The organism is Mycolicibacterium chengduense (genome assembly GCF_033741155.1).
In the GTDB taxonomy this organism is placed as follows: Bacteria; Actinomycetota; Actinomycetes; order Mycobacteriales; family Mycobacteriaceae; genus Mycobacterium.
Window position 1 is genome coordinate 34,405 of sequence record NZ_JAWQNH010000001.1, and the last position, 25,438, is coordinate 59,842.

Here is a 25,438-nt window from a genome sequence, read left to right on the forward strand (position 1 = left end):
ATCGCCTGATGGCCCAGATCGCCGAGGACCTGTTTCTGTTACTGCTCGACAATTCGTCCGGTCTGCCCAGCCTGGAGCGCCAGCGCAGCCGTCGCCTCCTTGGTGCGGCGGTGTTACTCGATCTGGCACATGCCTGCCGCATCCGTCCCGTCGTCGACGGCGAGCCGGTGGCGCCCGGGCACCTGGTCGCGCTGGCCGGTACCACCCCGCTCGACCCGGTCACCGGTCCCGGCTTCGACGTGCTGGCCCGCCGGCCGCTGCGGCCGGCGGCAGCGCTGACCAAGATGGCCAAGCACACCGAGGGGCTGCTGGTGGCCCAGCTGGAGCGGGCCGGCCAGCTACGCCGGGTGTCTCACGGCAAGGCCACGCTGTTGCCGTTGCTGCGCCGGGACCGGGTGGATCCGGCGCGCGGTGCGTTGCTGGCGGCGTTGTTCGACCGGCAGCCACCGCCGGCCCCGACTGCGGCGATCATCTCGCTACTGCACGCGGCGGACGGGCTGGGCGCGCTGCTCAGCCTGAACGACCGCGGCTGGCGCTGGGTACACGCCCGGGCCGGCGAGATCGCGCTGGGCAGTTGGCTCGACGAACAGCCGACCGGGCTGGCCGAGGTCAACCTGGCGGTGACGGCATCGGCGCTGCGGGCGGCGCTGGCCGGCTGACCCCGGCCGGGGTCAGCCCAGGGCCTGCTCCAGGTCGCCGATCAGGTCGGCGGATTCCTCGATCCCGACCGACAGCCGGACCAGGTCGTCGGGTACCTCCAGCTGCGACCCGGCCGTCGACGCGTGCGTCATGGCGCCGGGATGCTCGATCAGCGACTCCACCCCACCCAGGGACTCGGCGAGAATGAAAATTTCGGTGCGCGCGCACAATTCGTGGGCCGCGGCCCGGCCGCCCTTGAGCCGAACCGACACCATGCCGCCGAATCCGGTCATCTGCTCGGCGGCGACGGCGTGCCCGGGGTGGCTGGCCAGTCCCGGATAGAGCACCGTACCGACGGCGGGATGGTCGGCCAGGAATTCGGCGACCTTCGCGGCGTTCTCACTGTGCCGCTGCATGCGCAACACCAGGGTCTTGAGGCCCCGCATGGTCAGGTAGGCGTCGAACGGTCCCGGTACGGCCCCGGCGCCGTTCTGCAGGAACGCGAAGGCGGTGTCGAGTTCCTCGTCGTTGGTCAACAGGGCGCCCCCGACCACGTCGGAGTGCCCGCCGATGTATTTGGTGGTCGAATGCAGCACGATGTCCGCTCCGAGGGTGAGCGGCTGTTGCAGCGCTGGTGAGGCAAAGGTGTTGTCCACCAACAGTTTCACGTTGCGTTTGCGGGCCACGCCGGACAGCGCGGCGATATCGGCGATGGTGAGCAGCGGGTTGGTTGGCGTCTCGACCCAGACCAGCTTCGTCTGTGGGGTGATCGCCGCGGCGACCGCGTCGACGTCGGACAGCGGGACCGGGGTGTGGCTGATGCCCCACTGCGTGAACACCTTGTCGATCAGCCGGAAGGTGCCGCCGTAGGCGTCGTCGGGAATGACGATGTGGTCCCCCGGGCGCAGGACGGCCCGCAGCGCGCAGTCGGTGGCGGCCATCCCGGAGCTGAACGCCCGCCCGTAGTCGGCCTGCTCGACGGCGGCCAGTGCGGCCTCCAGTGCGGCCCGGGTGGGGTTACCGGTGCGGGCGTACTCGAAACCGCCGCGCAGGCCGCCGACGCCGTCCTGGGCGAATGTGGAGCTGGCGTAGATGGGTGCGTTGACCGCGCCGGTGGCGGCATCCGGGCGGAAACCGGCGTGGATCGCCCTGGTCGCCAGTCCCTGCCAACGGTGTGCATCTTTCGCCGAACGCTGCTCACTCATGTCGACCAGGCTAGTGCGCGCCGGAAACGCGAAACGGGGTGGACCATCATGGTCCACCCCGTTTCGGTTCGACAGCTGGTTACGGCGTCAGCGGAGCGACCGGTCCACCGGTCAGCTTGCGGTAGGCGTAGACGGTGATCAGGGAAACCAGCGGGTAGGCGACGAGCAGGCCGACCAGGCAGGCCAACACACCGAGAATCGTGATGCCGATCGTCGTCAGCCACGTCAGGGCCACCGGGCCGAAATTCGCCTTGGAGAGGTTGAAACTGGCGGTGACGCCTTCGATACCGGGCACATTGCGGTCCAGCACGATCACGGTGGTGAACATCAGCATGATGGTCGCGATGATGCCGGGGACGATGCACAGCAGGATGCCGATACCGACGATGATGCCGGAGACGACGGACGCGATGATCACGTTGACGACGTTGCGCGGCTTGAAGAACGAACCGATCTCGACCGGCTGTCCGTTGGCGATGTCGAGCATGCCTCCGATGTACGCGGACTGCACCACGGCGGCGACCACCAGCATGACGATGCTGCCGATGATGGACACGACGATGCCACCGACGCCCATCGAGACGCTGGCCGAATAGCTGTTTCCGTCATACGAGGAGCTGTCCACGGTGGTGAACAGACTCGAAACGAACTGGATGACGCCCTGCAGCACCGCATAAACCAGCCCGAACACGAGGGTCGGGACGATGATCGCGGCCGCGTTCTTGCTGAACTTGTTCCACGCCCAGGACACCGCCTCCCCGACGCTGTACCCCTGGCCGGGACCACCGAAGCCGGGTCCGCCCGGGTATCCCGGCGGCGGCGGGGCGTAACCACCCTGCGGCGGCGGGGGCGGGGGGTAATTCCCTTGCGGCGGAGGGTAGTTGCCGGGGGGCGGCGGGTAACCACCCGGCGCCGGCGGCGGCGGGTAACCACCGGGTGCCGGCGGCGGCGGATAGCCGCCGGGTGCGGGCGGCGGTGGGTAGCCGCCGGCGGGCGGGATGTTCTCCGGCGGCGGGTAGCCACCGGGCGGTGGATAGCTGCCCGGTGGCGGTGGTGGCTGAGTCATGAACTCCCTCTCGTCAATCGGTCGTTACGGTCGAACACCGGCCCGCGCGCTGCGCTCACGGACCGGCGCTTCGTGTGAGCCTAAATCAGAGCGGCAGACAGACCGTCGTCATGATCTTGTCGGCCAGTGTTTGGCGTTTGGCATCCCACAACGGGAACAGGTATCCGATATAGCAGATGATGCCGTCGACGATGTGGGCCAGCTGCCGCACGATGGACAGGCCGAAACCGATTGGCTGACCGGTCTTCTCGCTGACCACCTTGAACTTCATGATGCCCTTGCCGATGCTGGACCCGGTGGTGCCCTGCCGGTATCCGTAGTTCCACACCAGATACGCGATGGACAGCGCCCACGTGATGAAGAACGACAACTGGCCCAACGTGGTTGGACCGCTGGTGCACAAACCACCGAGGTCGTACTCGGAGGTTTCCGTGACACAGACGGTTTCCGCGGTACCGAACAGCACCCCGTAGCCGATGCCCTCCAGGATCGCCACGGGGATGAGATCGATCAGCCAGGCCAGCACGCGGGTCAGCCACGGCGTGTAGGACTCCTTCGGCAACGCGCCCAGCGCACCGCCCGGACCGGCTACACCGAATCCGGCGCCCGAAGGCGGCGGAGGCGGGAAACCGCCTTGTGGCGGGGGCGGATAACCGCCCGGTGGTGGTGGCGGCGGCGGATAATTCCCAGGTGGTGGCGGAGGAGTGGTCATGAACGCCTTCCAAGTGACGGAAATTAGCTGACGATGAGCGGTGTCACCCTACCTGAGAATTGGCCGAAAATGGCCGCCACCGCCATTTCTTCACCGGGTCGACACAATGCTCCCGGCGCGCCAATCTTTAGTGTCGGTAATTGATTCCGCAATCAGCAATCCCGGCACGCCGACCGGACGACGTGCCGTTTACCGGCGCAAACCACCATCGGACAAAGAGCCCAGAAGATCGTGTCGAGTAAGCACGCCGATCGGTTTGCCGTCTTCGACGACCATCAACGCGTCGTAATCGCGCAATGTTTTGGCCGCGGTACTGAGCAGTTCACCGGAACCAATTAACGGCAGTGGCGCGCTCATGTGATCGCCCACGGCGTCGACCAGTTTTGCCCGCCCTTCGAATACCGCGGAAAGCAACTCCCGCTCGGATACGCTGCCGGCGACTTCACCGGCCATCACCGGGGGCTCGGCCCCGACGACCGGCATCTGCGAGACGCCGTACTCGCGCAGGATGTTGATCGCGTCGCGCACGGTCTCCGACGGGTGGGTGTGCACCAGATCCGGTAGCGCACCGGACTTGCGGCGCAGGATGTTCCCGACGGTGAGTTCCTCGATCGAGCCGTCCAGCCGGCTGCGCAGGAAGCCGTACGAGGACATCCACGCGTCGTTGAAAATCTTTGACAGATAACCGCGTCCACCGTCGGGCAGCAGCACGACGACGACGGCGTCGGGGCCTTCACGCTCGGCGACCCGCAGCGCCGCGACGACAGCCATCCCGCAGGAACCACCGACCAGCAACGCCTCCTCGCGGGCCAGCCGGCGTGTCATGTCGAAGGAATCGGCATCCGAGACGGCGATGATCTCGTCGGGTATCGCGGGATCGTAGGCACTGGGCCAGAAATCCTCGCCGACACCCTCCACCAGGTAGGGACGGCCCGTCCCGCCGGAGTACACCGAACCCTCCGGGTCGGCGCCGACGATCTTGACCCGGCCGCCGGACACCTCCTTGAGGTAGCGCCCGGTCCCGGTGATGGTGCCGCCGGTCCCGACGCCGGCGACGAAATGCGTGATCTTGCCTTCGGTATCGGCCCAGATCTCCGGCCCGGTGGTCTCGTAGTGGCTGGCCGGCCCGTTCGGGTTGGAGTACTGGTCGGGCTTCCATGCCCCGGGGATCTCCTCGACCAGCCGGTTGGAGACGCTGTAGTAGCTGTCCGGGTGGTCCGGCGGCACAGCCGTCGGGCACACCACGACCTCGGCGCCGTAGGCACGCAGCACGTTCTGCTTGTCCTCGCTGACCTTGTCGGGGCAGACGAAGATGCACTTGTAACCACGCTGTTGAGCCACCAGAGCCAGTCCCACACCGGTGTTGCCCGAGGTGGGCTCGACGATGGTGCCACCGGGCTTGAGGGCGCCGCTGGCCTCGGCCGCGTCGATCATCTTGACGGCGATGCGGTCCTTGGAACTGCCACCGGGATTCAGGTATTCGACCTTGGCGGCGACCAGGCCCGAGCCGGCGGGCACCACCGAGTTCAGCTGAACCAGCGGGGTATTACCGATGAGGTCACTGATGTGCCTGGCGATGCGCATGCATCCATCGTGTCAGGCCGCGCAACCGCCCACCAAGCGGGGAGTCACCAGGTGGCTTCGCGGATGTAGGCACCGATCTGACGTAATGACCGGGTCGCTTCGTTGACGAGCGGCCCGCAGATCTGGAAGACGTGCATCTGGCCTGGCCACACCCGCACCTCGACCGGGACACCCTCGGCCGCGAGCATCCGCGCGGCCTTTCGCGCATCGTTGAGCAGAACCTCCGAACCCGACACGTGGATGAGGGTGCGGGGCAGCCCGGGCTCGATGTGGTCGAGCGGTTCGTAGATCTCTTCGTGGCGCTTGTCGCCGGCCCGCTCGATGATCTCGGTCAGCGCGCCGAACGCGTGCGGCGGGAACATGGCATCGGTGTCCACGTTGGGATGCTGGGCGCGGCCGGCGTTGTCGATCTCGAACAGCGGCGACAGCGTCACCATGGCCGCCGGCTCTTCCCCTTCGGCCAGCAGCCGCTGCGCCAACGCCAAGGACAGGTACCCGCCCGCCGAATCACCGGCCAACACGATGTGTTCGGGGGCGTATCCGGTCAGCCGCAGCCACTTGTACGCGTCGTAGCAGTCATCGATCGCCTCGCCGATCGAATGTTTGGGCAGCATGCGGTAGTTCACGACGAACACCGGGCTGTCGGCGAACTTCGACAGGCTCTCCACCAACCGGCCGTGCGAATTCACCCCGCAGGCCAGGAAGGCGCCGCCGTGCAGATAGAGCACCACGCTGCGCTTGCCGTCGGCGGGCAGCACCCCGTCGGCCCGCACCAACTGGGCGGTGCACTTGGGCAATGCGATGGTGGCCCGCACGGTGCCGGGCGAGGGCCGCAGCACCCGCGCGGCGAAGTCGACGATCCCGAAGGGCCAGGGCAGCGTGGGTGCGTGGCAGCCGATTGCCAGAATCGGCTTGATGGTCATCCGAGCGGCCAGCGAGGCCAGCCGGCCCGCGATGCTCGGGCCGTCCTCGACGACCTCGACCGGGGCCCAGTCACTGACCGGGAACCTACGCGTTTGGTGGGCTCTAGCTGCACCGACAGCAGCACGAGGAGAGCCTGAGACCTTGCTTGGTGCCGTCATCGCCACCACTTCCTACGCCGTCGTAGTGCCCGGATAAGTCTGGTTACTTAGCCAACCGGTGTAACTTAGCTTCCCACCGTCGATATGTTCAACAAATCAAAGAGCCCATTTGGTACCGCACTCGATACCGCAACGTGACCGGACGGACAGCTCGGGCTCACCGACAACGGTCTCGGGGCCTTTAACATCGAGGTGTGGGCACACCGCGTCGGTCGACCATCGCCCTGGCAGCCGCGGCCACCCTCGCATCGACGGGTTCGGCCTATGTCGGGGCACGCACGCTGCTGACTGGGCAAGCCGCCCAGACGCGCCGGGTCATCCCGAAATCCTGGGATATCCCGCCGCGCGCCGACGGCGTCTACTCCCCCGGCGGTGGCCCGGTCGAGCGGTACCACCGCGACGTCCCGTTCGACCTGCACCTGATGGTGTTCGGTGATTCGACCGCCACCGGATACGGCTGCGCCGTCGCCGAAGAGGTGCCCGGCGTGTTGCTCGCCCGGGGCCTGGCCGAGGAGTCGGGCCAGCGGATCCGGTTGAGCACCAAGGCGATCGTCGGGGCCACGTCCAAGGGCCTGTCCGGTCAGATCGACGCCATGTACGTGGCCGGCCCGCCACCGGACGCGGCGGTGATCATGATCGGCGCGAACGACATCACCGCACTCAACGGCCTCAGCGCGTCCGCGCGCCGACTGGGTGCCGGGGTCCGCCGGCTGCGGGCCAGCGGAGCGGTCGTGGTCGTGGGCACCTGCCCGGATTTCGGGGTCATCACGGCGATCCCGCAGCCGCTACGTCTGGTCACCCGGACACTCGGACTGCGCCTTGCCCGCATGCAGGCCTCGGCGGTGCACGGTGCCGGCGGCGTGGCAGTTCCCTTCTCGGATTTGCTCGCGCCCGAGTTCTACAAGGCCCCAGAGGTGCTGTTCTCCTCCGACATGTTCCACCCGTCGGCCGCCGGATACGCGCTGGCCGCCAACCAGCTGCTGCCCGCCCTGGCCAGGGCACTGGGCCTGCTCACCGTCGACTCCGACGTCGACGAGGCACTGGTCTCCCGCTCCGGGCACGGCTCGCTGTGGCACCGGCTGACCGGCGCCGGCCGGCTGTGGCGGCGCACCACGGGCGTACCCGCGCCGATCGTCGCTGCCGCCACGGGTTAGGTTCTGGGGAGCTGTCATAGTCGAACCCTTGTAAGTGACCCGAGGAGCTCCCATGCCCGAAGCCGTCATCGTCGCCACCGCCCGCTCGCCCATCGGGCGCGCCGTCAAGGGATCGCTGGCCACCATGCGTCCCGACGACCTGGCCGCGCAGATCGTCCGCGCCGCACTCGACAAGGTGCCGTCGCTGGATCCTGCCGACATCGACGACCTGATGATGGGCTGTGCACAGCCGGCCGGTGAGGCCGGCTACAACATCGCGCGCGCCGTCGCCGTCGAGCTGGGTTACGACTTCCTGCCCGGCACCACCGTCAACCGGTACTGCTCGTCCTCGCTGCAGACCACCCGGATGGCCTTCCACGCCATCAAGGCCGGCGAAGGCGACGTCTTCATCTCCGCGGGCGTGGAGACGGTGTCACGCTTCGGCGTCGGCGCCGCCGACGGCGCCCCCAACAGCAAGAACCCGATCTTCGACGAAGCCCAGGCGCGCACCGCCGCGTCGGCCGAGGGCGGCACCGAATGGCACGACCCGCGCCAGGACGGCCTGATCCCCGACGTCTACATCGCGATGGGCCAGACCGCCGAGAACGTGGCGCTCTACACCGGCATCAGCCGCGAGGACCAGGACCACTGGGGTGTGCGCAGCCAGAACCGCGCTGAGGACGCCATCAAGAGCGGTTTCTTCGAGCGCGAGATCACCCCGGTCACGCTGCCCGACGGCACCGTGGTGTCGACCGACGACGGGCCGCGCGCCGGCACCACCTACGAGAAGATCAGCCAGCTCAAGCCGGTGTTCCGGCCCAACGGCACGATCACCGCGGGTAACGCCTGCCCGCTCAACGACGGTGCCGCCGCCGTGGTCATCATGAGCGACACCAAGGCCAAGGAGCTGGGTCTGACCCCGCTGGCCCGCATCGTGTCCACCGGTGTCTCGGGCCTGTCGCCGGAGATCATGGGCCTGGGCCCGATCGAGGCCATCAAGAAGGCGCTGGCCAAGGCGGGCAAGCAGATCGGCGATATCGACCTGGTCGAGATCAACGAGGCCTTCGCCGTGCAGGTGCTGGGCTCGGCCCGCGCGCTGGGTATCGACGAGGACCGCCTGAACGTGTCCGGCGGCGCCATCGCGCTGGGCCACCCGTTCGGGATGACCGGCGCCCGCATCACCGCGACGCTGCTGAACAACCTGGCCACCCACGACAAGACCTTCGGTATCGAGTCGATGTGCGTCGGCGGCGGCCAGGGCATGGCGATGGTCGTAGAGCGCCTCTCCTAGTTCGACCGTTCGAGGCTGCGCTCAGATCGCGAATTCAGGGTTTCCCGCGATCTGAGCGCAGTCCCGATGCGCTCCGCGCAGTCCCGGCGTCCCGCTGGGCGAACGCGGTACGCACGCGGCGGATGACTTCCCAAGGTCGGTCCTCGGCGACCACCCGGATGACGATCCAGCCCCGCCGCTCCAGCTCGGCGATGCGCCGGATGTCCTTCACGTATTGCCAACGGTCCGTTCGGTGTTGGTCACCGTCGTACTCGACGGCGACCATCAGCTCCGGCCAACCCATGTCGAGATAGGCGAACACGAACCCGTCGTCGGCGCAGACCGGGATCTGGGTCCGCGGTGCGGGCAGTCCCTCCTCGATGAGCAGCAGCCGCAGCCACGTCTCGCGCGGCGATTGCGCGCCGGGATCGACGAGGGATACCGCCCGCTCGAGCAGACGCAGCCCACGCACGCCGGGATGAAGCACCGCCACCGCACGGATATCGTCCGGAGTCACGGCCGTGGCCCGGCACAGGGCGTCGAGGTCGGCGACGGCCTGCCTCAGCGGGTTGCGCCGGCCCAGGTCGAACGCGGTCCGCTCCGCAGTGGTGACCGGCAGCCCGGCAACCTCACACACCTGCGCTGGAGTCAAAGACATCGCCGATGTCCGCACACCGCGGGGCGCGCGGGCGTTGCGCCACACCAGCTCCACCGGTGCCGATTCGTCGATCCACCTCGCGCCGTGCAGCGCCGCCGCCGTACGTCCGGCGATGACGCCCTGGCGATGGGACCACAGCCACGCCGCCCGCGCGCGGTGCGCAGTGGTCAGCACAAGGTCAGGGGCGACGTACACATTGGGCAGTACAGCGCGAAAACCCGAGCGCAGCTGATGCTTCTTCACCGTGCCGGCGGCGATCGCCGCACTGCCGACGAACGGCTCGGTGTAGATGTTCATGCTCGAGAGCTTCGGCACCGATCCCGACACCGCACGCGGTCCAGGTTGCGCTCAGATCGCGGTCTGTGGATGAATCGCGATCTGTGTACACACTCGAAGCTCTGAACGCATGACCACGCTGGGAACGCCGCTGAGTCCGAACGCCACGCGCGTGATGCTGCTGGGTTCTGGTGAGCTCGGCCGCGAGGTACTCATCGCGCTGCAGCGCCTGGGTGTCGAGACCATCGCCGTCGACCGTTACGACAACGCGCCCGGGCAGCAGGTCGCGCACCACGCGCGCACCATCTCGATGACCGACCCCGAGCAGTTGCGCGCGCTCATCGAGGCCGAGAAGCCCGATCTGGTGGTGCCCGAGATCGAGGCGATCGCCACCCCGGTGCTGGAGGAGCTGGAGGATGCCGGGGTGGTGACGGTGATTCCCACCGCGCGCGCCGCCAGGCTGACCATGGACCGGGAGGGCATCCGCCGGCTCGCCGCCGAAACCCTTGGGCTGCCGACCAGTCCGTACCGGTTCTGCGATTCGCTCGACGAACTGCGGGCCGCCATCGACCAGATCGGCTATCCCTGCGTGGTCAAGCCGGTGATGAGCTCGTCGGGCAAGGGCCAGAGCAAGATCGACGGACCCGACGATGTGGCGCCCGCGTGGGAGTACGCCATGTCGGGCAGCCGGGTGAGCAACACCCGGATCATCGTCGAAGGTTTCGTCGATTTCGACTACGAGATCACGCTGCTGACGGTGCGGGCACGCGATGCCTACGGTCAGATCGGTACGCAGTTCTGTGCGCCCATCGGGCACCGCCAGGTCAGCGGCGATTACGTCGAGAGCTGGCAACCGCATCCGATGCCGGCCGCCGCACTGGAGCGGGCCCAGCAGATCGCGCAGGCGGTCACCGAAAACCTGGGCGGACAGGGCATCTTCGGTGTCGAACTGTTCGTCAAGGGTGACCAGGTGTGGTTCAGCGAGGTCAGCCCGCGACCGCACGACACCGGCATGGTGACGATGGTGTCGCAGTGGCAGAACGAGTTCGAATTGCATGCCAGGGCCATCCTCGGCCTGCCCGTGGACACCACGCTGAAATCCCCGGGGGCCAGCGCGGTCATCTACGGCGGCGTCGACGCCGAGGGCATCGTGTTCGACGGGGTGGAGGCCGCATTGCAGGTGCCGCACACCGATATTCGGCTGTTCGGCAAACCGGAGAGCTTCACCAAGCGCCGGATGGGCGTGGCGCTGGCGTTCGACGACGACGTGGACGTTGCGCGGCGCAACGCCGCCGAAGCGGCGAGCCGGGTCACCCCGCGGGCCGTCTGAACCCGGCCATACACGGGAAAAGGGCGCCCACCACCGGTGGGCGCCCTTTCTCGCAATCGAGCTAGTCGTTGTTGAAGTAACTCAACAGGCGCAGGATCTCGACGTACAGCCAGACCAGGGTGACGGTCAGGCCGAGCGCGATACCCCAGGCCGCCTTCTCCGGCGCACCCGCGCGGATCATCTGGTCGGCGGCGTCGAAGTCGATCAGGAAGCTGAACGCCGCCAGCGCGATGCAGACCAGCGAGAAGATGATCGCGATGGTGCCGCCGCTGCGCAGGCCCATACCGGCGCCGCCGTTGAACATGCCGATGATGAAGTTGCCGAGCATCAGGGCCACGACGCCGAACAGACCCGCGACGATCATCCGGGTGAACTTCGGGGTGACGCGGATGGCGCCGGTCTTGTAGACGACGAGCATGCCGACGAACACACCGAGGGTGCCCAGGATGGCCTGGCTGATCAGCGCGCCCGCGCTGACACCGGAGACGTACAGGTTGGCGACCACGAACGAGAAGGCGCCGAGGAACAGGCCTTCCAGGGCGGCGTAGGTCAGCACGATCGCGGGGCTGTCCTGCTTGCGGCCGAAGGTGGCGATCAGCACCAGCACCAGGCCGCCGAGGCTGCCGACGAGGGTGAACGGCATGGCCAGGGCCAGGTTGCCGGCCACCAGGAAGTACGAGACGACGGCGACGGCCGACAGCACCGCCAGGGTCATCCCGGTCTTGGTGACCACGTCGTCGATGGTCAGCGGCCGCGAAACTCCGCGCTGCTGATCCGGGTACGGCGTGACATAGGGATCCGCGTGTACCTGCTGCGCACCGAAGCTTGCGGCTCCGGTACCGAATTGCGCGTATCCGCCCTGCTCCTTAGGCAGGGAGCGGAATACCGGGTTGCTGCTCTCGCGCACCGTAGGTCCTCTCCTGTGCTTGGTGTCCGGCCTCTGCGAACACCTTCTCAACGAACAACCGCCCTGGGCAGGTTCCCGAGAATTCCGCCATCGCTGAGAAGGGCTCTCAGGAAACGTCCAGGTTGATCTTGGTCAAACCCTACCCGTCGACACACCCGCCGGGGCAACGAACTAGATTGCAATCCGTGACCGAAAACGAGGACATCCTAGTAAGTGTCCGCAACGGCGTCGGCATCCTCACGCTGAACCGGCCCAAGGCGATCAACTCGCTCAACGACGTCATGGTGGCCGGTATGACACGAGCCCTCGACGCCTGGGAACACGACGATTCCGTCACGGCCGTGCTGCTCACCGGGGCCGGCGAACGCGGCCTGTGCGCCGGCGGCGACGTCGTCGCGCTGTACCACAGCGCCAAGGCGGACGGCGCCTACGCCAGGAAATTCTGGTGGGATGAGTACCTGCTCAACGCCCACATCGGCCGCTACCCGAAACCGTATGTGGCACTGATGGACGGCATCGTGATGGGCGGTGGTGTCGGGGTCGGGGCGCACGGCAACATCCGCGTCGTCACCGAGAAGACGAAGATGGGCATGCCCGAGGTCGGCATCGGCTTCATCCCCGATGTGGGTGGCACCTATCTGCTGTCCAGGGCCCCCGGCCGGCTGGGTCTGCACGCCGCCCTGACCGGTGCATCCTTCACCGGCGCGGACGCCATCGAGATGGGCTTTGCCGACCACTTCGTCCCGCACGACCGACTCGCCGACTTCGCCGAGGCCGTCGTGTCCGATGGGCCCGCCGATGCACTGCGGTCCTACGCCGAGGAACCGCCTGCCAGTGAGCTTGCCGCCCAGCGGGATTGGATCGACGCCTGCTACGCCGGGGACACCGTCGCCGACATCCTCACCGACCTGCGCGGCCATGACGACCCGGCCGCCAGAGCGGCGGCCGACCTGATCGCCACCCGGTCCCCCATCGCCCTGGCCGTCACCCTGACCGCGGTGCGCCGCGCCGCCCACCTGCACAGCCTCGAAGAGGTACTGCAGCAGGAGTTCCGGGTGTCGGTGGCATCGATGAAGTCGCACGATTTCGTCGAGGGGATCCGCGCCCAGCTGGTGGACAAGGACCGCAACCCGCAGTGGTCGCCTGCGACGCTCGAGCTGTGCGACGATGCGGCCGTCGACGCCTATTTCGCCTCCGCCGACCCCGATCTCACCTTCTCAAAGGAGACCCGATGACCGACTACGAGACCATCCTGGTGACCCGCGAAGGTCGCGTCGGCACCATCACGCTCAACCGCCCCAAGGCGCTGAACGCGCTCAACAGTCAGGTGATGCGCGAGGTCACCTCGGCCGCAGCCGAATTCGACGCCGACCCGGGCATCGGTGCCATCGTCCTGACCGGTAACGAGAAGGCCTTCGCCGCCGGCGCCGATATCAAGGAGATGGCCGACCTGTCCTTCGCCGAGGTGTTCGGCCAGGACTTCTTCGCGCTGTGGGGCAAGTTCGCCGCCACCCGCACCCCCACCATCGCCGCCGTCGCCGGTTACGCCCTTGGCGGCGGCTGCGAACTGGCCATGATGTGCGACCTGCTGATCGCCGCCGACACCGCGAAGTTCGGCCAACCCGAGATCAAGCTCGGCGTGCTGCCCGGCATGGGCGGCAGCCAGCGGCTGACCCGGGCGATCGGTAAGGCCAAGGCCATGGACCTGATCCTGACCGGGCGCACCATCGACGCCGCCGAGGCCGAGCGCAGTGGCCTGGTGTCGCGGGTGGTGCCCGCCGACACGCTGCTGGAGGAGGTCAACACCGTCGCCGCCACCATCGCGGGGATGTCGTTGTCGGCCGCGCGGATGGCCAAGGAAGCGGTCAACCGCTCCTTCGAGGCCACCCTGGCCGAAGGCCTGCTCTACGAGCGCCGACTGTTCCACTCCGCCTTCGCCACCGACGACCAGACCGAGGGCATGAACGCGTTCACCGAGAAGCGCGCGCCGAACTTCACGCATCGTTAAAGTCGAGCGGTGAGCACCGCCGCCGAGACCGAAGCACCGGAACAACCGGACGCGCTCCCGTCGCCCAAGCGGGCCTGGTGGATTCGCCACTACACCTTCTTCGGCACCGCGGTGGGTTTGCTGTTCATCTGGCTGTCGATGACGCCGTCGCTGCTGCCCCGCGGCCCGCTGTTCCAGGGGCTGGTCAGCGGCGCGGCGGGTGCGCTCGGTTACCTGTTCGGCGTCTTCGGCGTGTGGTTGGTGCGCTTCATGCGCTCCAAGGACACCAGCCCGCCGGCCCCGAAGTGGGCGTGGAGAGCACTCATCGTGGTCGGTATCGCGGGCCAGACCGCCGCGATCGTGTGGTTCCACGTGTGGCAGGACGACGTCCGTGATCTGTTCGGCGTGCCGCGCCTGACGTTCTGGGACCACCCGCTGACCGCGGTGCTGTCCATCGTCTTCCTGTTCGCTTTCGTCGAAATCGGCCAGCTGATCGATAGATTGGTGCACTTCCTGGTCCGCCAGCTGGAGCGCGTCGCGCCGCCGAGGATGTCGGCGACGGTTGCGGTGGCGTTGCTGCTGGCACTGGGCATCGCACTGCTCAACGGCGTGGTGGTGCGGTTCGCGATGTCGACCATCAACAACACCTTCGAATCGGTCAACAACGAGGACGATCCCGACAACCCGGCTCCCACAACACCTTTGCGTTCGGGCGGACCGCAGTCGCTGGTCAGCTGGGCGTCACTGGGGCATCAGGGCCGGGTCTTCGTCTCCGGCGGCCCGTCCGTCCAAGAGTTGTCGAAGTTCAACGGCGCCAACGCCGTCGAACCGATCCGGGCCTACGCCGGGCTCAACTCGGCGCAGGGGATCAAGGCGATCGCCAAGCTGGCGGCCGAGGAACTTCGGCGCACCGGTGGACTGAACCGCAAGGTGATCGCCGTGGCCACCACCACCGGCACCGGCTGGATCAACGAGGCCGAGGCGTCGGCACTGGAGTACATGTACAACGGTGACACCGCGATCGTGTCCATGCAGTACTCCTTCCTACCCAGTTGGATTTCGTTCCTGGTGGACAAGGAGAACGCCCGCCAGGCCGGCCAGGCGCTGTTCGAACAGGTCGACGCGATGGTGCGCGAACTGCCCGAGAACAAGCGGCCCAAGCTGGTCGTGTTCGGGGAGAGCCTCGGCTCTTTCGGCGGTGAGGCGCCCTTCCTGGCCCTGAACAACTTGGTCGCCCGCACCGACGGCGCGTTGTTCTCCGGTCCGACGTTCAACAACACCATCTGGACCGATCTGACCATCAATCGCGATGCGGGCTCCCCGCAGTGGTTGCCCATCTACGACAAGGGTGAGAACGCGAGGTTCGTCGCGCGGCCCGACAACCTGAACCGGCCTGCGGACCCGTGGTCGACTCCGCGGGTGGTCTATATGCAGCACGCCTCCGACCCGATCGCGTGGTGGAACCCGGATCTGCTGTTCGCCAAACCCGATTGGCTCAGAGAGCCTCGGGGCTATGACGTTTCGCCGCGGATGGAATGGATTCCGGTGGTGACGTTCCTGCAGGTGTCGGCCGACATGGCGGTGGCTGTCGACGTGCCCGACGGCCACGGCCACGTCTACGTACGTGATGTCGCCAACGCCTGGGCGGCCGTGCTGCAGCCGCCGGGCTGGACCCCCGCCAAGACCGAGGCGCTACGCCCGCTCTTGCGCTCCGACGAGTGAGGCGGCCGCCAGCGCGTGGTAGCCGCCGATGACATCGGTGGCCCGGTACAGGCCGAGGTCCTGCAGGGCGGCAGCGGCCAGGCTGGAGGTGTAGCCCTCCGAGCACAGGATCACCCACTCGACATCGTCGCCGGTGGCCTGTGGCAGCCGCGCCGCGCTGGTCGGGTCGGCCCGCCACTCCAGCACATTGCGCTCGATCAGCAGGGCGCCGGGCACCTCACCCTCGGCGGCGCGCTGGGCGGCCGGCCGGATGTCGACCAGCAGTGCACCGCGTTCCAGCGCGGCGGGCACCTCGTGGGCCTCTAGGCGGCGCAGCCGCGACCGGGCGGCGGCCAGGATGTCGTCGATACGGCTCATGTCAGCCCTCCGGTGCGTCGGTCAGCTCGGTCCGGTTACGCCGCAACGTCTGCCGGTCGGTGACCTCGTAGTAGGACATCGCGGTCAGCGGTGGCGAGTAGGCGTGCACGCTCAGTGTGACCGGGGCTGCCGGTACTCCAACCGATCCCCCGGTCGCTACGCTCTCCCCCGCAAGCGGGTGGTACCCCCAACCCGCCGCAGAGGGCGCCCACACCACGTCGTGCACCCACCCCAGCGGGAACGCCGCCTGATCACCGGCGCGCAGCCGACGGCGTTTGAGCGCCTCGCCGTTCCAGCGGGTCTCGGTCAGCGCACCCGACACCACCGTCAGCGCGCCCAGCGAACCACCGTGGTCGTGCAACTCCGTGGACCGGTCCGGCACCCAGCTGATCAGCCAGATATCGAGTTCGTCGTCGCCATACAGGCGGCTGTACCAGCGCTCGTCGGTGGGCGGGCCGCCGGCGGGCAGCAACCGGTCATACCGGCCGGACAACACGTCGTCGGCGCAGCGGTCGGTGGCGTTGAGCAGATCGGGCAGCCGCAGCCGGGTGGGTGCGGACACCGCGGGCGGGGTGACGAGCGCAGAAGCAGAGGCGGAAACCATGGGTGACTCCAGAAAAAGGACGAACGGATAGCGGGCGCTGGTGCTCTCAACGAGCGCAACAACAGCCTCGGAAACCGGTCCCCTCCGTCACGGTCGCGAGTGTTGCATAGATTGGGGAGCATGCGCAGCTACCCGATCCTGGTGATGGCGGCCGCAGCAGCCGTCCTGGCCGGTTGTTCTTCGCACTCCGACACGCCGGCCGCGCCGAACTCCACCTCCGCAACACCGACCTCGGAGCCGCCCCCGCTGCCGCAGGAGTCGCCGCTGCCGGCCGGCGCCGTCGCGGTCTCCCCCGACGGAGTCACGACCGCCGTCGACGTCCCGTCCGACGCCACCGAATCCCAGTACGGCCAGGCCTGCCATGCCGCCAAGCTGTGGCTCGACGAGCAGCACGCCGAACCGCGCACCCTGGTGGAGTCCTACCTCAAGACGCTGCAGGCCCCCGATGCCCGCGGGCCGGGCAGTTTCAACACCCCGTGGGCGCAACTGACTCCGGCCCAGCAGGCGGGCGTCATCATGGCGGCCAACGCCGCGGCCAACGGCGAATGCGGCTGACCTTTCGAATCAGGGTGAGCGCAAGCCCCGGCCCGGCCCCATCCCGGGGGCCCTCGACATACGGCAGGATGGAAACGTGGACTTTCGTCATCGGACCGCACTGATCACCGGCGCCAGCGGCGGAATAGGTGAGGAGTTCGCCCACCAGCTGTCCGGCCTCGGGGCCGACCTGGTGCTGGTCGCCCGCCGCGCGGACAAGCTGGAGGAACTGCGGGCCACGCTGTTGCGCCGCACGCCCGGCGTCACCATCGACGTGATCGCCGCCGACCTGTCCGTGCCGGGATCGGGTGCGCAGCTGTTCGGCCAGGTTCAGCAGCTGGGCCGCCATGTCGACATCCTGATCAACAACGCAGGCGTCGGATCGCACGGCCACTTCGCCGACCTGGACCCCGACGCGCTGGCCGCCCAGATCCAGTTGAACTGCGCAACGCTGGTCGACCTGACCGCTCGATTCCTGCCGCCGATGATCAAGGCGGGCAACGGCTTGGTGCTCAACGTCGCCTCCACCGCGGCCTTCCAGCCCACCCCGACCATGGCGGTCTACGGCGCCACGAAGACCTTCGTGTTGTCGTTCACCGAGGCGCTGTGGCAGGAGACCAAGGGCACCGGCGTGCGGGTGCTGGCGCTGTGCCCGGGAGCCACCGAGACGGAGTTCTTCGCGCGCACCGGCAAGCAGTTCATGACCCGCGGCAGGCAGACCTCCCGCCAGGTGGTGGACGCCGCGCTGGCCGCGGTGGACCGATCCGGCCCGACGGTCATCTCCGGGCTCGCCAACACGGTGCTGGCCGCCGGCACCCGGCTGCTACCCGGCCGGCTGCTGGCCCCGATGGCCCAACGCATCATGAAGGAACACTGACCGGCGATGAAGGTTGCCCTCGCCCTCGGCAGTGGAGGTGCGCGCGGCTACGCGCACATCGGGGTGATCAACGAACTGACCGACCGTGGGTACGAGATCGTCGGCATCGCCGGATCGTCGATGGGCGCCCTTGTCGGCGGCCTGTACGCCGCCGGCAAGCTCGACGAATTCGCCGTCTGGGCAAGCTCGTTGACCCAGCGGGCGGTGCTGCGGCTGCTGGACCCCTCGATCAGTTCACCCGGGGTGCTGCGGGCCGGCAAGATCCTGGACGCGGTGCGCGAGATTCTCGGCGATGCCACCATCGAGCGGCTGCCCATCCCGTATACGGCGGTGTCCACCGATCTGATCGCGGGTAAATCGGTGTGGATGCAGCGCGGCCCACTCGACGACGCGATCCGGGCGTCCATCGCGATTCCGGGGATCTTCACCCCGCATGTGGTCGACGGTCGGCTGCTGGCCGACGGCGGCATCCTGGACCCGCTGCCGATGGCACCGATCGCGGCCGTCAACGCCGACCTGACCATCGCCATCAGCCTGGGCGGACCCGATCCGGCCACCCGGCCCGGCGAACCCGAACCGCGGCCGACCGCTGAGTTCCTGGGCCGAATGTGGCGCAGCACAACGGCTTTGCTGGACACCACGGCGGCCCAGCGGGTGCTGGACACGCCGGCCGCGCGGTCGGTGCTCAGCCGGTTCAGCAGCGCCGTCGAGCCGGAGGTCGCGCTCGAGGAGGCCAGCGGCGTGCCGACGGCCCCGCGGCTGGGCAGCTTCGAGATCATGAACCGCACCATCGACATCGCCCAGGCGGCGCTGGCCCGGCACACCCTGGCGGCTTACCCGCCCGACCTGCTCATCGAGGTGCCCCGTACCGCGTGCCGCAGCCTGGAGTTCCACCGTGCCGACGAGGTCATCGAGATCGGTCAGGAGCTGGCCGCGGCCGCACTCGGCGCGCTGGACTGATTCAGCGGGACAGGAATTCGGCGACCGCCGCCGCCACCTGGCGCCCCTGCGCCCGGCCCGCCTCTGCCGACGGCCGACGACACCGGGGGTCGAGCGGGTCACGCCCGAAGGCCGCCAGCGCGGCGTCGTCGGCGAAGACATCCATCGAGGCGCCAGGGAAGGTCGCGATCTCGTCGGCCACCCCGCCGCTGAACGGGGACGGGGCGTTGCGGGCGGCCGGCACCAGCACTAGCACCGCATCGCAGTCGGCGGCCGCGCTGGTGTTCACCGCGCTGCGCACCCCGCCGTCCATGTAGCGGTGCGCCCCGACGGTGACCGGCGGCCAGGCGCCGGGCACCGCGCAACTGGCGGCGACCGCATCGACCAGCGGGACACCGGATTCCGGTGTGAAAACGGCCAATTCGCCGGTGGCCACGTCGACGGCGGTGATCCGCAGGTCCCGGTCGGGCCACTGCTGCACCGGCAGCCGGTGTGCGATGACCTGGCGGCGCACTGCCTCGGGGACGGTCTCGGCGGCCACCGCGATCGCGCCGATCCGGCGTAGCCGCGCCTCGGTGCTGCCGGACTCGGCGAGCGCGGCGACGAACAGCTCGGCCACCTCGTCGATGTCGACGCCGGAGGCGATTTCGTGCGTCTCGTCGGCGATCTGCCGGGCGTAGAGGTCGTCGAGCGCGGCGCCGCTGCTCACCTGGGCGGCGACTGCGGAACCGGCCGAGGTGCCCAGCAGCACGTCGGCCGCCAGCACGGCGGCCGCGGTGTCCGGGGAGGCATCGGCGATACCGGCCAGCACCCCGGTTTCCCACGCGATGCCGGCCAACCCGCCACCGGCCAAGATCAAGCCACGTTTCACGGTCGCCCGAACCTAGCGGACCATCTGGTCGGACAGTTCGGCCAGCGACTGGGCGGCATAGCCTTTCCACAGCCTGCCGAACACCGGCAGCAGGGGCGCCGCCAACACCGATCGCGGGTGGATGGTCCAGCGCCACGTCACCACCGTGCCGGTGCCCGCCGGTTCGAACAGCCACTGGCCGTCGACGCTGGAGACCAGCGGCGCCAACGGCCCCCTGACGTCGGTGAGCCGGTAGCCGAAGGACCTCGGCGGATCGTAGGAGGTCAGTTCCTCACGCATGCTGCCGCCGCCGGTGAGGACCACCGTGCGGGACTGGCCGACCGCGTCCCACGCGCCGGTCTGGCCGCGGGTCTCCTTGATCGGCGGGATGGGCCCGTACCAGCGCCGGAACAAGGTCGGCAGCGGCATGGGCACCATGTCGCGGAACAGATCCTCGGGCAGGACCGGTATCGCCCCTGATTGCTCCACCGTCAGTGGCTGCGCCATGATGGTCATGGTAGCCGGGACCGACCGAGGGAGCTCCATGCCAGCGACGATGCGTGCGCAGCGATTCTACGCCGACTCGAAAACCGTTGCGGTCGAGGATGTTCCGATACCCGAGCCGGGCCCCGGCGAGGTCCTGGTCAAGGTCGAATTCTGCGGTATCTGTCATTCCGACCTGAGCCTGATCAACGGCACCTTCCCCGCGCAGACACCCGTCGTGACCCAGGGACACGAGGCGTCGGGCACCATCGCCAAGCTGGGGCCGGGAGTCACCGGCTGGGCCGAGGGTGACCGCGTGGTGGTGGCCGCGGGCCGGCCCTGCCTGGGCTGCGTGAACTGCCTGCGCGGCGACCTGAGCAACTGTCTGCGCATCCAGCTGATGGCCTTCGCCTACGACGGGGCGTGGGCGCAGTACACCGTCGCGCAGGCGTTCGGGCTCACCCGGGTACCCGAAAACGTCCCGCTCGAGCAGGCCGCCATCCTGGCCGACGCGGTGTCCACACCGTTCGGTGCCGTCGTGCGGACAGGCCAGGTGGGTGTCGGCGAGTCCGTCGGAGTGTGGGGTGTGGGCGGGATCGGCACCCATATCGTGCAGCTGGCCCGGTTGGTCGGTGCGGCGCCCATCATCGCGGTGGACATCAAACCCGCGGTACTGCAGCGCGCGTTGGAGTTGGGCGCCGATTACGCGTTCGATGCCCGCGATGAGTCGTTGCGCGACAAGATCATCGATGTCACCGGCGGCCGCGGGGTGGACGTCGCGTTCGACGCGGTTGGGGTGGCGCAGACGTTCGACCAGGCGCTGGCGGCCCTGACCGTGGGGGGCCGGCTGGTCGGGGTCGGTATGAGCGCCGACGCACCGAGCATCGGGCCCACGTCGCTGTTCAATCTCACCAAGCGTCAGGTGCTCGGCCACCTCGGCTATCAGAACGCCGATATCGGGACCTTGGCCAATCTGGTGTCGCTCGGCCGGCTGGACCTGCACCGCTCGATCAGCCAGATCGTGCCGCTGGAGGATATCGCCGCGGGGATCGAGAAGCTGGAGCGAGCCGACGGCGACCCGATCCGAATCCTGGTGCAGCCCTAGCTCAGATGTGAGGCGGCCCGGGCCGCGACGAACGGCAGGTCCAGATACGTGGCGATGCCCGGCGGCGCGGCGCACACCGCGGGCACCGAGTTGACGCAATGCGCCGCAGTGCCCACCACACCCGGTTCGGCGGAGCCGACGGTCGAACCGTGGTCGGCGGAGCCGACGGTCGAACCGTGGTCGGCGGAGCCGACGATCGAACCGGGTCTCACGTCGTCGCCCGGCTCACCCTGGAATCCGCGCACCACCACGGTGAAGTCGGGATTGCCGCGCACGGCCATCTCGTAGCGTTGCCCTTCCGGGCCGAAAGTCCATGGGGGGTCGAGGTTTTCCTCACCCATCAGCCAGTTGACGGTGATCCGCACAACGGGTTCGCCGTCGACCTGCGCTTCCCAGTGGAACCGGCGGGCGGCGACCTGTCCGGGTGCGATGTCGCCGATCGGCGACGCGATGGGAGCGGTGGCCACCGCCACCTCCTGGGCGGTGACCACCCGCGGATCGGCCCGGAAGCCGAGTTTGTCGGTGCACATCCGGACGGCCTGGATGAAACCGCCGTCGAGCATCTTCTGCATGGGTCCGCTCATCGCCTTGTCCGGGGTGTCCCCGAACCCCATCACGTGCCGCAGCACATCCGGTGCGTCGTAGGTGCGCAGGTCGGAGAACTCCTCGGCCCGGACGAAGGTCACCCCGGTGGACAACACCGACAACAACAGCGGGAACTTCTCGCTGAATCCGCCGGGGGCGATGCCGGTGCCGTGCAGCGTCACTCCGCCCGCCAGGGCCGCCTCGCGCAGGGGCGCAGCTTGTTTCGCGCTCGGGTACAGCCAACCGACCGGTGTCACCACGTTTTTCCCCGACCGCAGCAACGCGGCCACCTCGTCGGGATCGGGCAGCAGCGGCGCATAGATGACGGCGTCGGCGTCCAGCGCGAGGATGTCCTCGACGCGGTTGGTGGCCGGCACCCCGAGCGGGCCGGTGCCGACGATGTCCCCGACATCCCGGCCGTTCTTGGCCGCGCTGTGCACCCATGCCCCGGCGAGCTCGAGGTCGGGATGGTCGAGGATGCCCTTGATGGCCGCGCTGCCCACCCCGCCGGTCGCCCACTGCACCACGCGCAACGCCATTGTCGCTCCCTTCCCAGCGCAAGAACTAGAACACGTTCTACCACCTTTCGGCGCGCTGCCCGGCACAATGACCGGTGATGACCAACGGCCTGGACTTCGGTGTGCTCGGCCCGTTGCAGGTGACCGTCGACGGCAGACCGCTACCGTTGGGGACGCCGAAGCAGCGGGCCGTGCTGGCGTTGCTGGTGATGAGCCGCAATCGGCCGGTCAGCGGCGATTCGCTGGTCACCGCGGCGTGGGAGCAGTTCCCGCCGCCGGAGCCGAAGGCCAGCCTGCACTCGTACATCTCCAACCTGCGCAAGCTCATCTCCAGCACCGGAGCCGACGGTCGTGCCGTGCTGGCCAGCGCGGCACCGGGTTATCGGCTGGCCGTCGACGACGGCAACTGCGATATCGGCCGGTTCATCGCGGCCAAGGGCGCCGGCGTGCAAGCCGCCGCGGCCGGGCAGTTCGAACAGGCCAGCAACCATCTGTCCACGGCGCTGGCCCAGTGGCGCGGCCCGGTGCTCGACGACCTTCGCGAGTTCGAGTTCGTCGATCCCTTCGCCACCGCTCTGGTGGAGGACAAAGTGGTGGCACACACCGCGCATGCCGAGGCCGAAATCGCTTGCAACCGTGCGTATACCGTGATCGGCCAACTGGAACCACTGGTCGTCGAATACCCCTACCGCGAGCCGCTGTGGGCGCAGCTCATCACGGCGTACTACCTCAGCGATCGACAGTCCGACGCGCTGGATGCCTACCAGCGCCTCAGGACGACGCTGGCCGACGACCTTGGCATCGATCCAGGAGCGACGATCCGTTCGCTGTACGAGCGGATCCTGCGGCAGGAACCGCTGAACGTCCGGCAGGCGGCGCGGACCACGGCCGTGCACAAGATCAACAATCTCGACCTGCACACCGCAGTCGGGGTGCAGACGGCCGCGGCGCAGATCCGCTCGCTGTCCGGGCGGGTGCACCCGCTGGCGGCGGCCGCCACCCGGATCGGCCGGCTGCCGGACAACGACATCGTGCTCGACCAGCCGAATGTCAGCCGCCACCACGCGGTCATCATCGACACCGGGACCAGTTTCGTCATCACCGACCTGCGCTCGGCCAACGGTGTCGAGGTGGGTGGTCAGCGCATCCGTGGCACCGCCTCCCTCAACGACGGTGACCGGTTCCGCATCTGCGAGCACGAATTCGTGTTCGAGATCGTGCACCCCGGCTGAGCTTCCGCTGTGCGCGTTCCGGCCACCCGTTAGGGTGTTGAGCCTGCGGACGTAGAGGAGCGAGGCAGACATGACCGGGCCGACTTCGCGCGAGGGCACCCAGTTCGGCCCTTACCGGTTGCGGCGGCTCATCGGGCGCGGCGGCATGGGCGAGGTCTACGAGGCCGAGGACACCGTCAAGGACCGCATCGTCGCGCTGAAACTGCTGCCCGAAGGCGTCTCGCACGACCCGGTGTTCCGCAAAAGGCTGCAGCGCGAAGCACATTCGGCCGGGCGTCTGCAGGAGCCGCACGTGGTGCCGATCCACGACTACGGCGAGATCGACGGCGTGCTGTACGTCGACATGCGCATGATCAACGGCCAGGACCTGCGCAAGCTGCTCAAGGCCTCCGGCCCGATGCCGCCGGCGCGTGCCGTCGCCATCATCGGCCAGGTGGCCTCCGCGCTGGACGCTGCCCATGAGAGCGGCATCATGCACCGCGACGTCAAGCCGGAGAACATCCTGATCACCAGGGACGATTTCGCCTACCTGGTGGACTTCGGGATCGCCAATGCGGCCAGCGACGAGAAGCTGACCGAATTGGGCACCGCGGTGGGCACCTACGCCTACATGGCCCCGGAACGGTTCACCAGCGGCACGGTGACTTATCGCGCCGACGTCTACGCCTTGACCTGTGTGCTGCACGAATGCCTGACCGGTGGGCAGCCGTTCCCCGGCGACAGCGTCAGCATGGTGATCACCGCCCATCTGATGAACCCGGTGCCGGCGCCGAGCACCATCCGGCCCGGGATTCCCACCGCATTCGACGCCGTGATCGCCCGTGGCATGGCCAAGAAGCCCGAGGACCGGTTCGCCACCGCCGGCGAGCTGGCCGCCGCCGCGACGCAGGCGCTGAGCACCCGGGACCAGACGCAAGCGGCCGATATCGTCGCGCGCGGCGAGGCCGCCACCCGGCCCGCGCCGCGGTTCGGGGCACCCACCCCGTACCCCACCACGCCGCCGGCACCCGCGCGCTTCCACACACCCCAGCCCAGTGGCCCCACCTGGAACCAGACCCCGCCCGGCGCTCCGGGACCCCGGAAGAAGACCGCCTGGGTGCCCATCGCGGCCGCGGCCGGTATGTTCGTCTTGGTCATCGCCGCACTCGGGGTGTTCTGGCTGGTCAAGCCCGAGGACACCACGGCAGCACCGGCCACCAAGACCACGACAACAGCACGCACCTCGACCACGGAACCGGTCGAGACCAGTGAGACCACCGAACCCGCCGGGAGTACCGAACCCGAAAGCCCCGGCACCCTGGAAAACCGGCTGCTGGGGATGCTGCCCCGCGACTATGCGCCGGGCGCCTGCCAGGTGGTGCACCCGCCGATCACCGGAGCCTTGGCCACCGTCGACTGCGGGCCGGCCACCTCGCCGGGCGGACCGGCCGCGTCTCGGTATTCGTTGTTCGCCGACCAGGGCGCGCTGTCGGGGCATTTCGACGACGCCATCCAGGGCGACTCCGAGTTGCTGCAATGCCCTGGCAGCGGTATCGACTCGCCGACGACGTGGCACTACACCGACTCTGCCCAGCGGGCCGAGGGCTCGATCGCCTGCGGCACCTACGCCGACGGCCCCGACATCACCTGGACCAAGAACTCCGATCTGATGATCGGCAACATCCAGGCACCCGATATGGAACAGCTGCACCAGTGGTGGCTGGCCTACGGCTGAGCGCTGCCAAGGATCCACCAAGAATCCATCAAGATCGCCGTTGGACCCTGTGGTCGCCCGGAACGACCG

General features: G+C 68.5%; 25 protein-coding genes. 13 read left to right on the forward strand and 12 right to left on the reverse strand.

Translation table 11 applies throughout. The features are described 5' to 3' along the window. Positions 1-8: 8 nt before the first annotated feature. Positions 9-659, forward strand: coding sequence for a GOLPH3/VPS74 family protein (locus tag SBI67_RS00195; protein WP_318978640.1), 651 nt, complete (start codon positions 9-11; stop codon positions 657-659). A 12-nt stretch (positions 660-671) separates the two neighbouring features. On the opposite strand, the gene SBI67_RS00200 is transcribed toward SBI67_RS00195, so the two are convergent. The 5 genes from SBI67_RS00200 to SBI67_RS00220 all read right to left on the reverse strand — a co-directional run bounded on the left by SBI67_RS00200 (position 672) and on the right by SBI67_RS00220 (position 6,288). After that, on the reverse strand, positions 672-1,844 hold the full coding sequence (locus SBI67_RS00200) for a cystathionine gamma-synthase (protein ID WP_318978641.1): 1,173 nt from the start codon (positions 1,842-1,844) through the stop codon (positions 672-674). A 79-nt stretch (positions 1,845-1,923) separates the two neighbouring features. Then, positions 1,924-2,910 carry a DUF2189 domain-containing protein gene (locus SBI67_RS00205; protein ID WP_318978642.1) on the reverse strand — a complete coding sequence of 329 codons (987 nt, stop codon included), beginning with the start codon at positions 2,908-2,910 and terminating at the stop codon, positions 1,924-1,926. An 85-nt stretch (positions 2,911-2,995) separates the two neighbouring features. Beyond that, complete coding sequence (locus SBI67_RS00210; RefSeq protein ID WP_318978643.1) at positions 2,996-3,622, reverse strand: Rv1078 family RDD domain-containing protein; 627 nt, start codon at positions 3,620-3,622, stop codon at positions 2,996-2,998. Positions 3,623-3,811: 189 nt separating this feature from the next. Next, positions 3,812-5,206: a cystathionine beta-synthase gene (locus tag SBI67_RS00215; protein WP_318978644.1), complete on the reverse strand. Its 1,395-nt coding sequence runs from the start codon at positions 5,204-5,206 to the stop codon at positions 3,812-3,814. A 44-nt stretch (positions 5,207-5,250) separates the two neighbouring features. Continuing rightward, positions 5,251-6,288: an alpha/beta hydrolase gene (locus tag SBI67_RS00220; protein WP_318978645.1), complete on the reverse strand. Its 1,038-nt coding sequence runs from the start codon at positions 6,286-6,288 to the stop codon at positions 5,251-5,253. Positions 6,289-6,482: 194 nt separating this feature from the next. Here SBI67_RS00220 and SBI67_RS00225 point away from each other — a divergent pair, with 194 nt between their 5' ends. Together SBI67_RS00225 and SBI67_RS00230 are read left to right on the forward strand one after the other, a co-directional pair. Continuing rightward, on the forward strand, positions 6,483-7,442 hold the full coding sequence (locus tag SBI67_RS00225; RefSeq protein WP_318978646.1) for an SGNH/GDSL hydrolase family protein: 960 nt from the start codon (positions 6,483-6,485) through the stop codon (positions 7,440-7,442). A gap of 52 nt (positions 7,443-7,494) precedes the next feature. Beyond that, entirely contained in the window at positions 7,495-8,712 is a 1,218-nt protein-coding gene (locus tag SBI67_RS00230; RefSeq protein WP_318978647.1) for an acetyl-CoA C-acetyltransferase, read from the forward strand. Positions 8,713-8,746: 34 nt separating this feature from the next. Here the strand turns inward: SBI67_RS00230 and SBI67_RS00235 are convergent, their stop codons facing one another. Continuing rightward, positions 8,747-9,646 carry a hypothetical protein gene (locus tag SBI67_RS00235; protein WP_318978648.1) on the reverse strand — a complete coding sequence of 300 codons (900 nt, stop codon included), beginning with the start codon at positions 9,644-9,646 and terminating at the stop codon, positions 8,747-8,749. A gap of 109 nt (positions 9,647-9,755) precedes the next feature. Between SBI67_RS00235 and purT the strand changes: the two genes are divergently transcribed. Continuing rightward, on the forward strand, positions 9,756-10,955 hold the full coding sequence (gene purT, locus SBI67_RS00240) for a formate-dependent phosphoribosylglycinamide formyltransferase (RefSeq protein WP_318978649.1): 1,200 nt from the start codon (positions 9,756-9,758) through the stop codon (positions 10,953-10,955). A gap of 61 nt (positions 10,956-11,016) precedes the next feature. Here the strand turns inward: purT and SBI67_RS00245 are convergent, their stop codons facing one another. Beyond that, positions 11,017-11,862 (reverse strand): Bax inhibitor-1/YccA family protein, encoded by an 846-nt coding sequence (locus SBI67_RS00245; protein ID WP_266048845.1) that lies wholly within the window; start codon positions 11,860-11,862, stop codon positions 11,017-11,019. A 185-nt stretch (positions 11,863-12,047) separates the two neighbouring features. Between SBI67_RS00245 and SBI67_RS00250 the strand changes: the two genes are divergently transcribed. From SBI67_RS00250 to SBI67_RS00260, 3 genes are read left to right on the forward strand one after another with little or no spacing between them, the layout of a single operon-like run. Further along, positions 12,048-13,097 (forward strand): enoyl-CoA hydratase/isomerase family protein, encoded by a 1,050-nt coding sequence (locus SBI67_RS00250; RefSeq protein ID WP_318978650.1) that lies wholly within the window; start codon positions 12,048-12,050, stop codon positions 13,095-13,097. Beyond that, positions 13,094-13,870, forward strand: a complete 777-nt coding sequence (locus tag SBI67_RS00255) for an enoyl-CoA hydratase (RefSeq protein WP_318978651.1) — start codon at positions 13,094-13,096, stop codon at positions 13,868-13,870. Before SBI67_RS00250 ends, SBI67_RS00255 begins: the two co-directional genes overlap by 4 nt. A 9-nt stretch (positions 13,871-13,879) precedes the next feature. Beyond that, entirely contained in the window at positions 13,880-15,571 is a 1,692-nt protein-coding gene (locus tag SBI67_RS00260; protein ID WP_318978652.1) for an alpha/beta hydrolase, read from the forward strand. Here the strand turns inward: SBI67_RS00260 and SBI67_RS00265 are convergent. Then, positions 15,542-15,928, reverse strand: a complete 387-nt coding sequence (locus tag SBI67_RS00265) for a rhodanese-like domain-containing protein (RefSeq protein ID WP_318978653.1) — start codon at positions 15,926-15,928, stop codon at positions 15,542-15,544. The two genes, SBI67_RS00260 and SBI67_RS00265, sit on opposite strands and share 30 nt — an antisense overlap. A gap of 1 nt (position 15,929) precedes the next feature. Then, positions 15,930-16,532, reverse strand: coding sequence for a cysteine dioxygenase (locus SBI67_RS00270; protein WP_318978654.1), 603 nt, complete (start codon positions 16,530-16,532; stop codon positions 15,930-15,932). Between the two features lie 120 nt (positions 16,533-16,652). Here SBI67_RS00270 and SBI67_RS00275 point away from each other — a divergent pair, with 120 nt between their 5' ends. The 3 genes from SBI67_RS00275 (at position 16,653) to SBI67_RS00285 (ending at position 18,903) form a co-directional block, all read left to right on the forward strand. After that, positions 16,653-17,087 carry a lipoprotein LpqV gene (locus SBI67_RS00275; protein WP_318978655.1) on the forward strand — a complete coding sequence of 145 codons (435 nt, stop codon included), beginning with the start codon at positions 16,653-16,655 and terminating at the stop codon, positions 17,085-17,087. 76 nt (positions 17,088-17,163) lie between these two features. Further along, the gene (locus SBI67_RS00280) at positions 17,164-17,943 is read left to right on the forward strand and encodes an SDR family NAD(P)-dependent oxidoreductase (RefSeq protein WP_318978656.1); all 780 of its coding nucleotides are present in this window, start codon (positions 17,164-17,166) and stop codon (positions 17,941-17,943) included. A 6-nt stretch (positions 17,944-17,949) separates the two neighbouring features. Beyond that, positions 17,950-18,903, forward strand: a complete 954-nt coding sequence (locus SBI67_RS00285; protein ID WP_318978657.1) for a patatin-like phospholipase family protein — start codon at positions 17,950-17,952, stop codon at positions 18,901-18,903. 1 nt (position 18,904) lies between these two features. On the opposite strand, the gene SBI67_RS00290 is transcribed toward SBI67_RS00285, so the two are convergent. Together SBI67_RS00290 and SBI67_RS00295 are read right to left on the reverse strand one after the other, a co-directional pair. Next, a complete protein-coding gene (locus SBI67_RS00290) occupies positions 18,905-19,753 on the reverse strand; it encodes a patatin-like phospholipase family protein (protein ID WP_318978658.1) in 849 nt (282 codons plus the stop codon). A gap of 12 nt (positions 19,754-19,765) precedes the next feature. Next, entirely contained in the window at positions 19,766-20,239 is a 474-nt protein-coding gene (locus tag SBI67_RS00295; RefSeq protein ID WP_318978659.1) for an SRPBCC family protein, read from the reverse strand. Between the two features lie 37 nt (positions 20,240-20,276). Here SBI67_RS00295 and SBI67_RS00300 point away from each other — a divergent pair, with 37 nt between their 5' ends. After that, the gene (locus SBI67_RS00300) at positions 20,277-21,320 is read left to right on the forward strand and encodes a zinc-binding dehydrogenase (protein WP_318978660.1); all 1,044 of its coding nucleotides are present in this window, start codon (positions 20,277-20,279) and stop codon (positions 21,318-21,320) included. Here the strand turns inward: SBI67_RS00300 and SBI67_RS00305 are convergent. Next, complete coding sequence (locus SBI67_RS00305) at positions 21,317-22,444, reverse strand: NAD(P)H-dependent amine dehydrogenase family protein (RefSeq protein WP_318978661.1); 1,128 nt, start codon at positions 22,442-22,444, stop codon at positions 21,317-21,319. The two genes, SBI67_RS00300 and SBI67_RS00305, sit on opposite strands and share 4 nt — an antisense overlap. A gap of 77 nt (positions 22,445-22,521) precedes the next feature. Between SBI67_RS00305 and SBI67_RS00310 the strand changes: the two genes are divergently transcribed. Then, a complete protein-coding gene (locus tag SBI67_RS00310; RefSeq protein WP_318978662.1) occupies positions 22,522-23,655 on the forward strand; it encodes a BTAD domain-containing putative transcriptional regulator in 1,134 nt (377 codons plus the stop codon). A 70-nt stretch (positions 23,656-23,725) separates the two neighbouring features. Next, positions 23,726-25,369, forward strand: a complete 1,644-nt coding sequence (locus SBI67_RS00315; protein ID WP_318978663.1) for a serine/threonine-protein kinase — start codon at positions 23,726-23,728, stop codon at positions 25,367-25,369. Positions 25,370-25,438 lie beyond the last annotated feature (69 nt).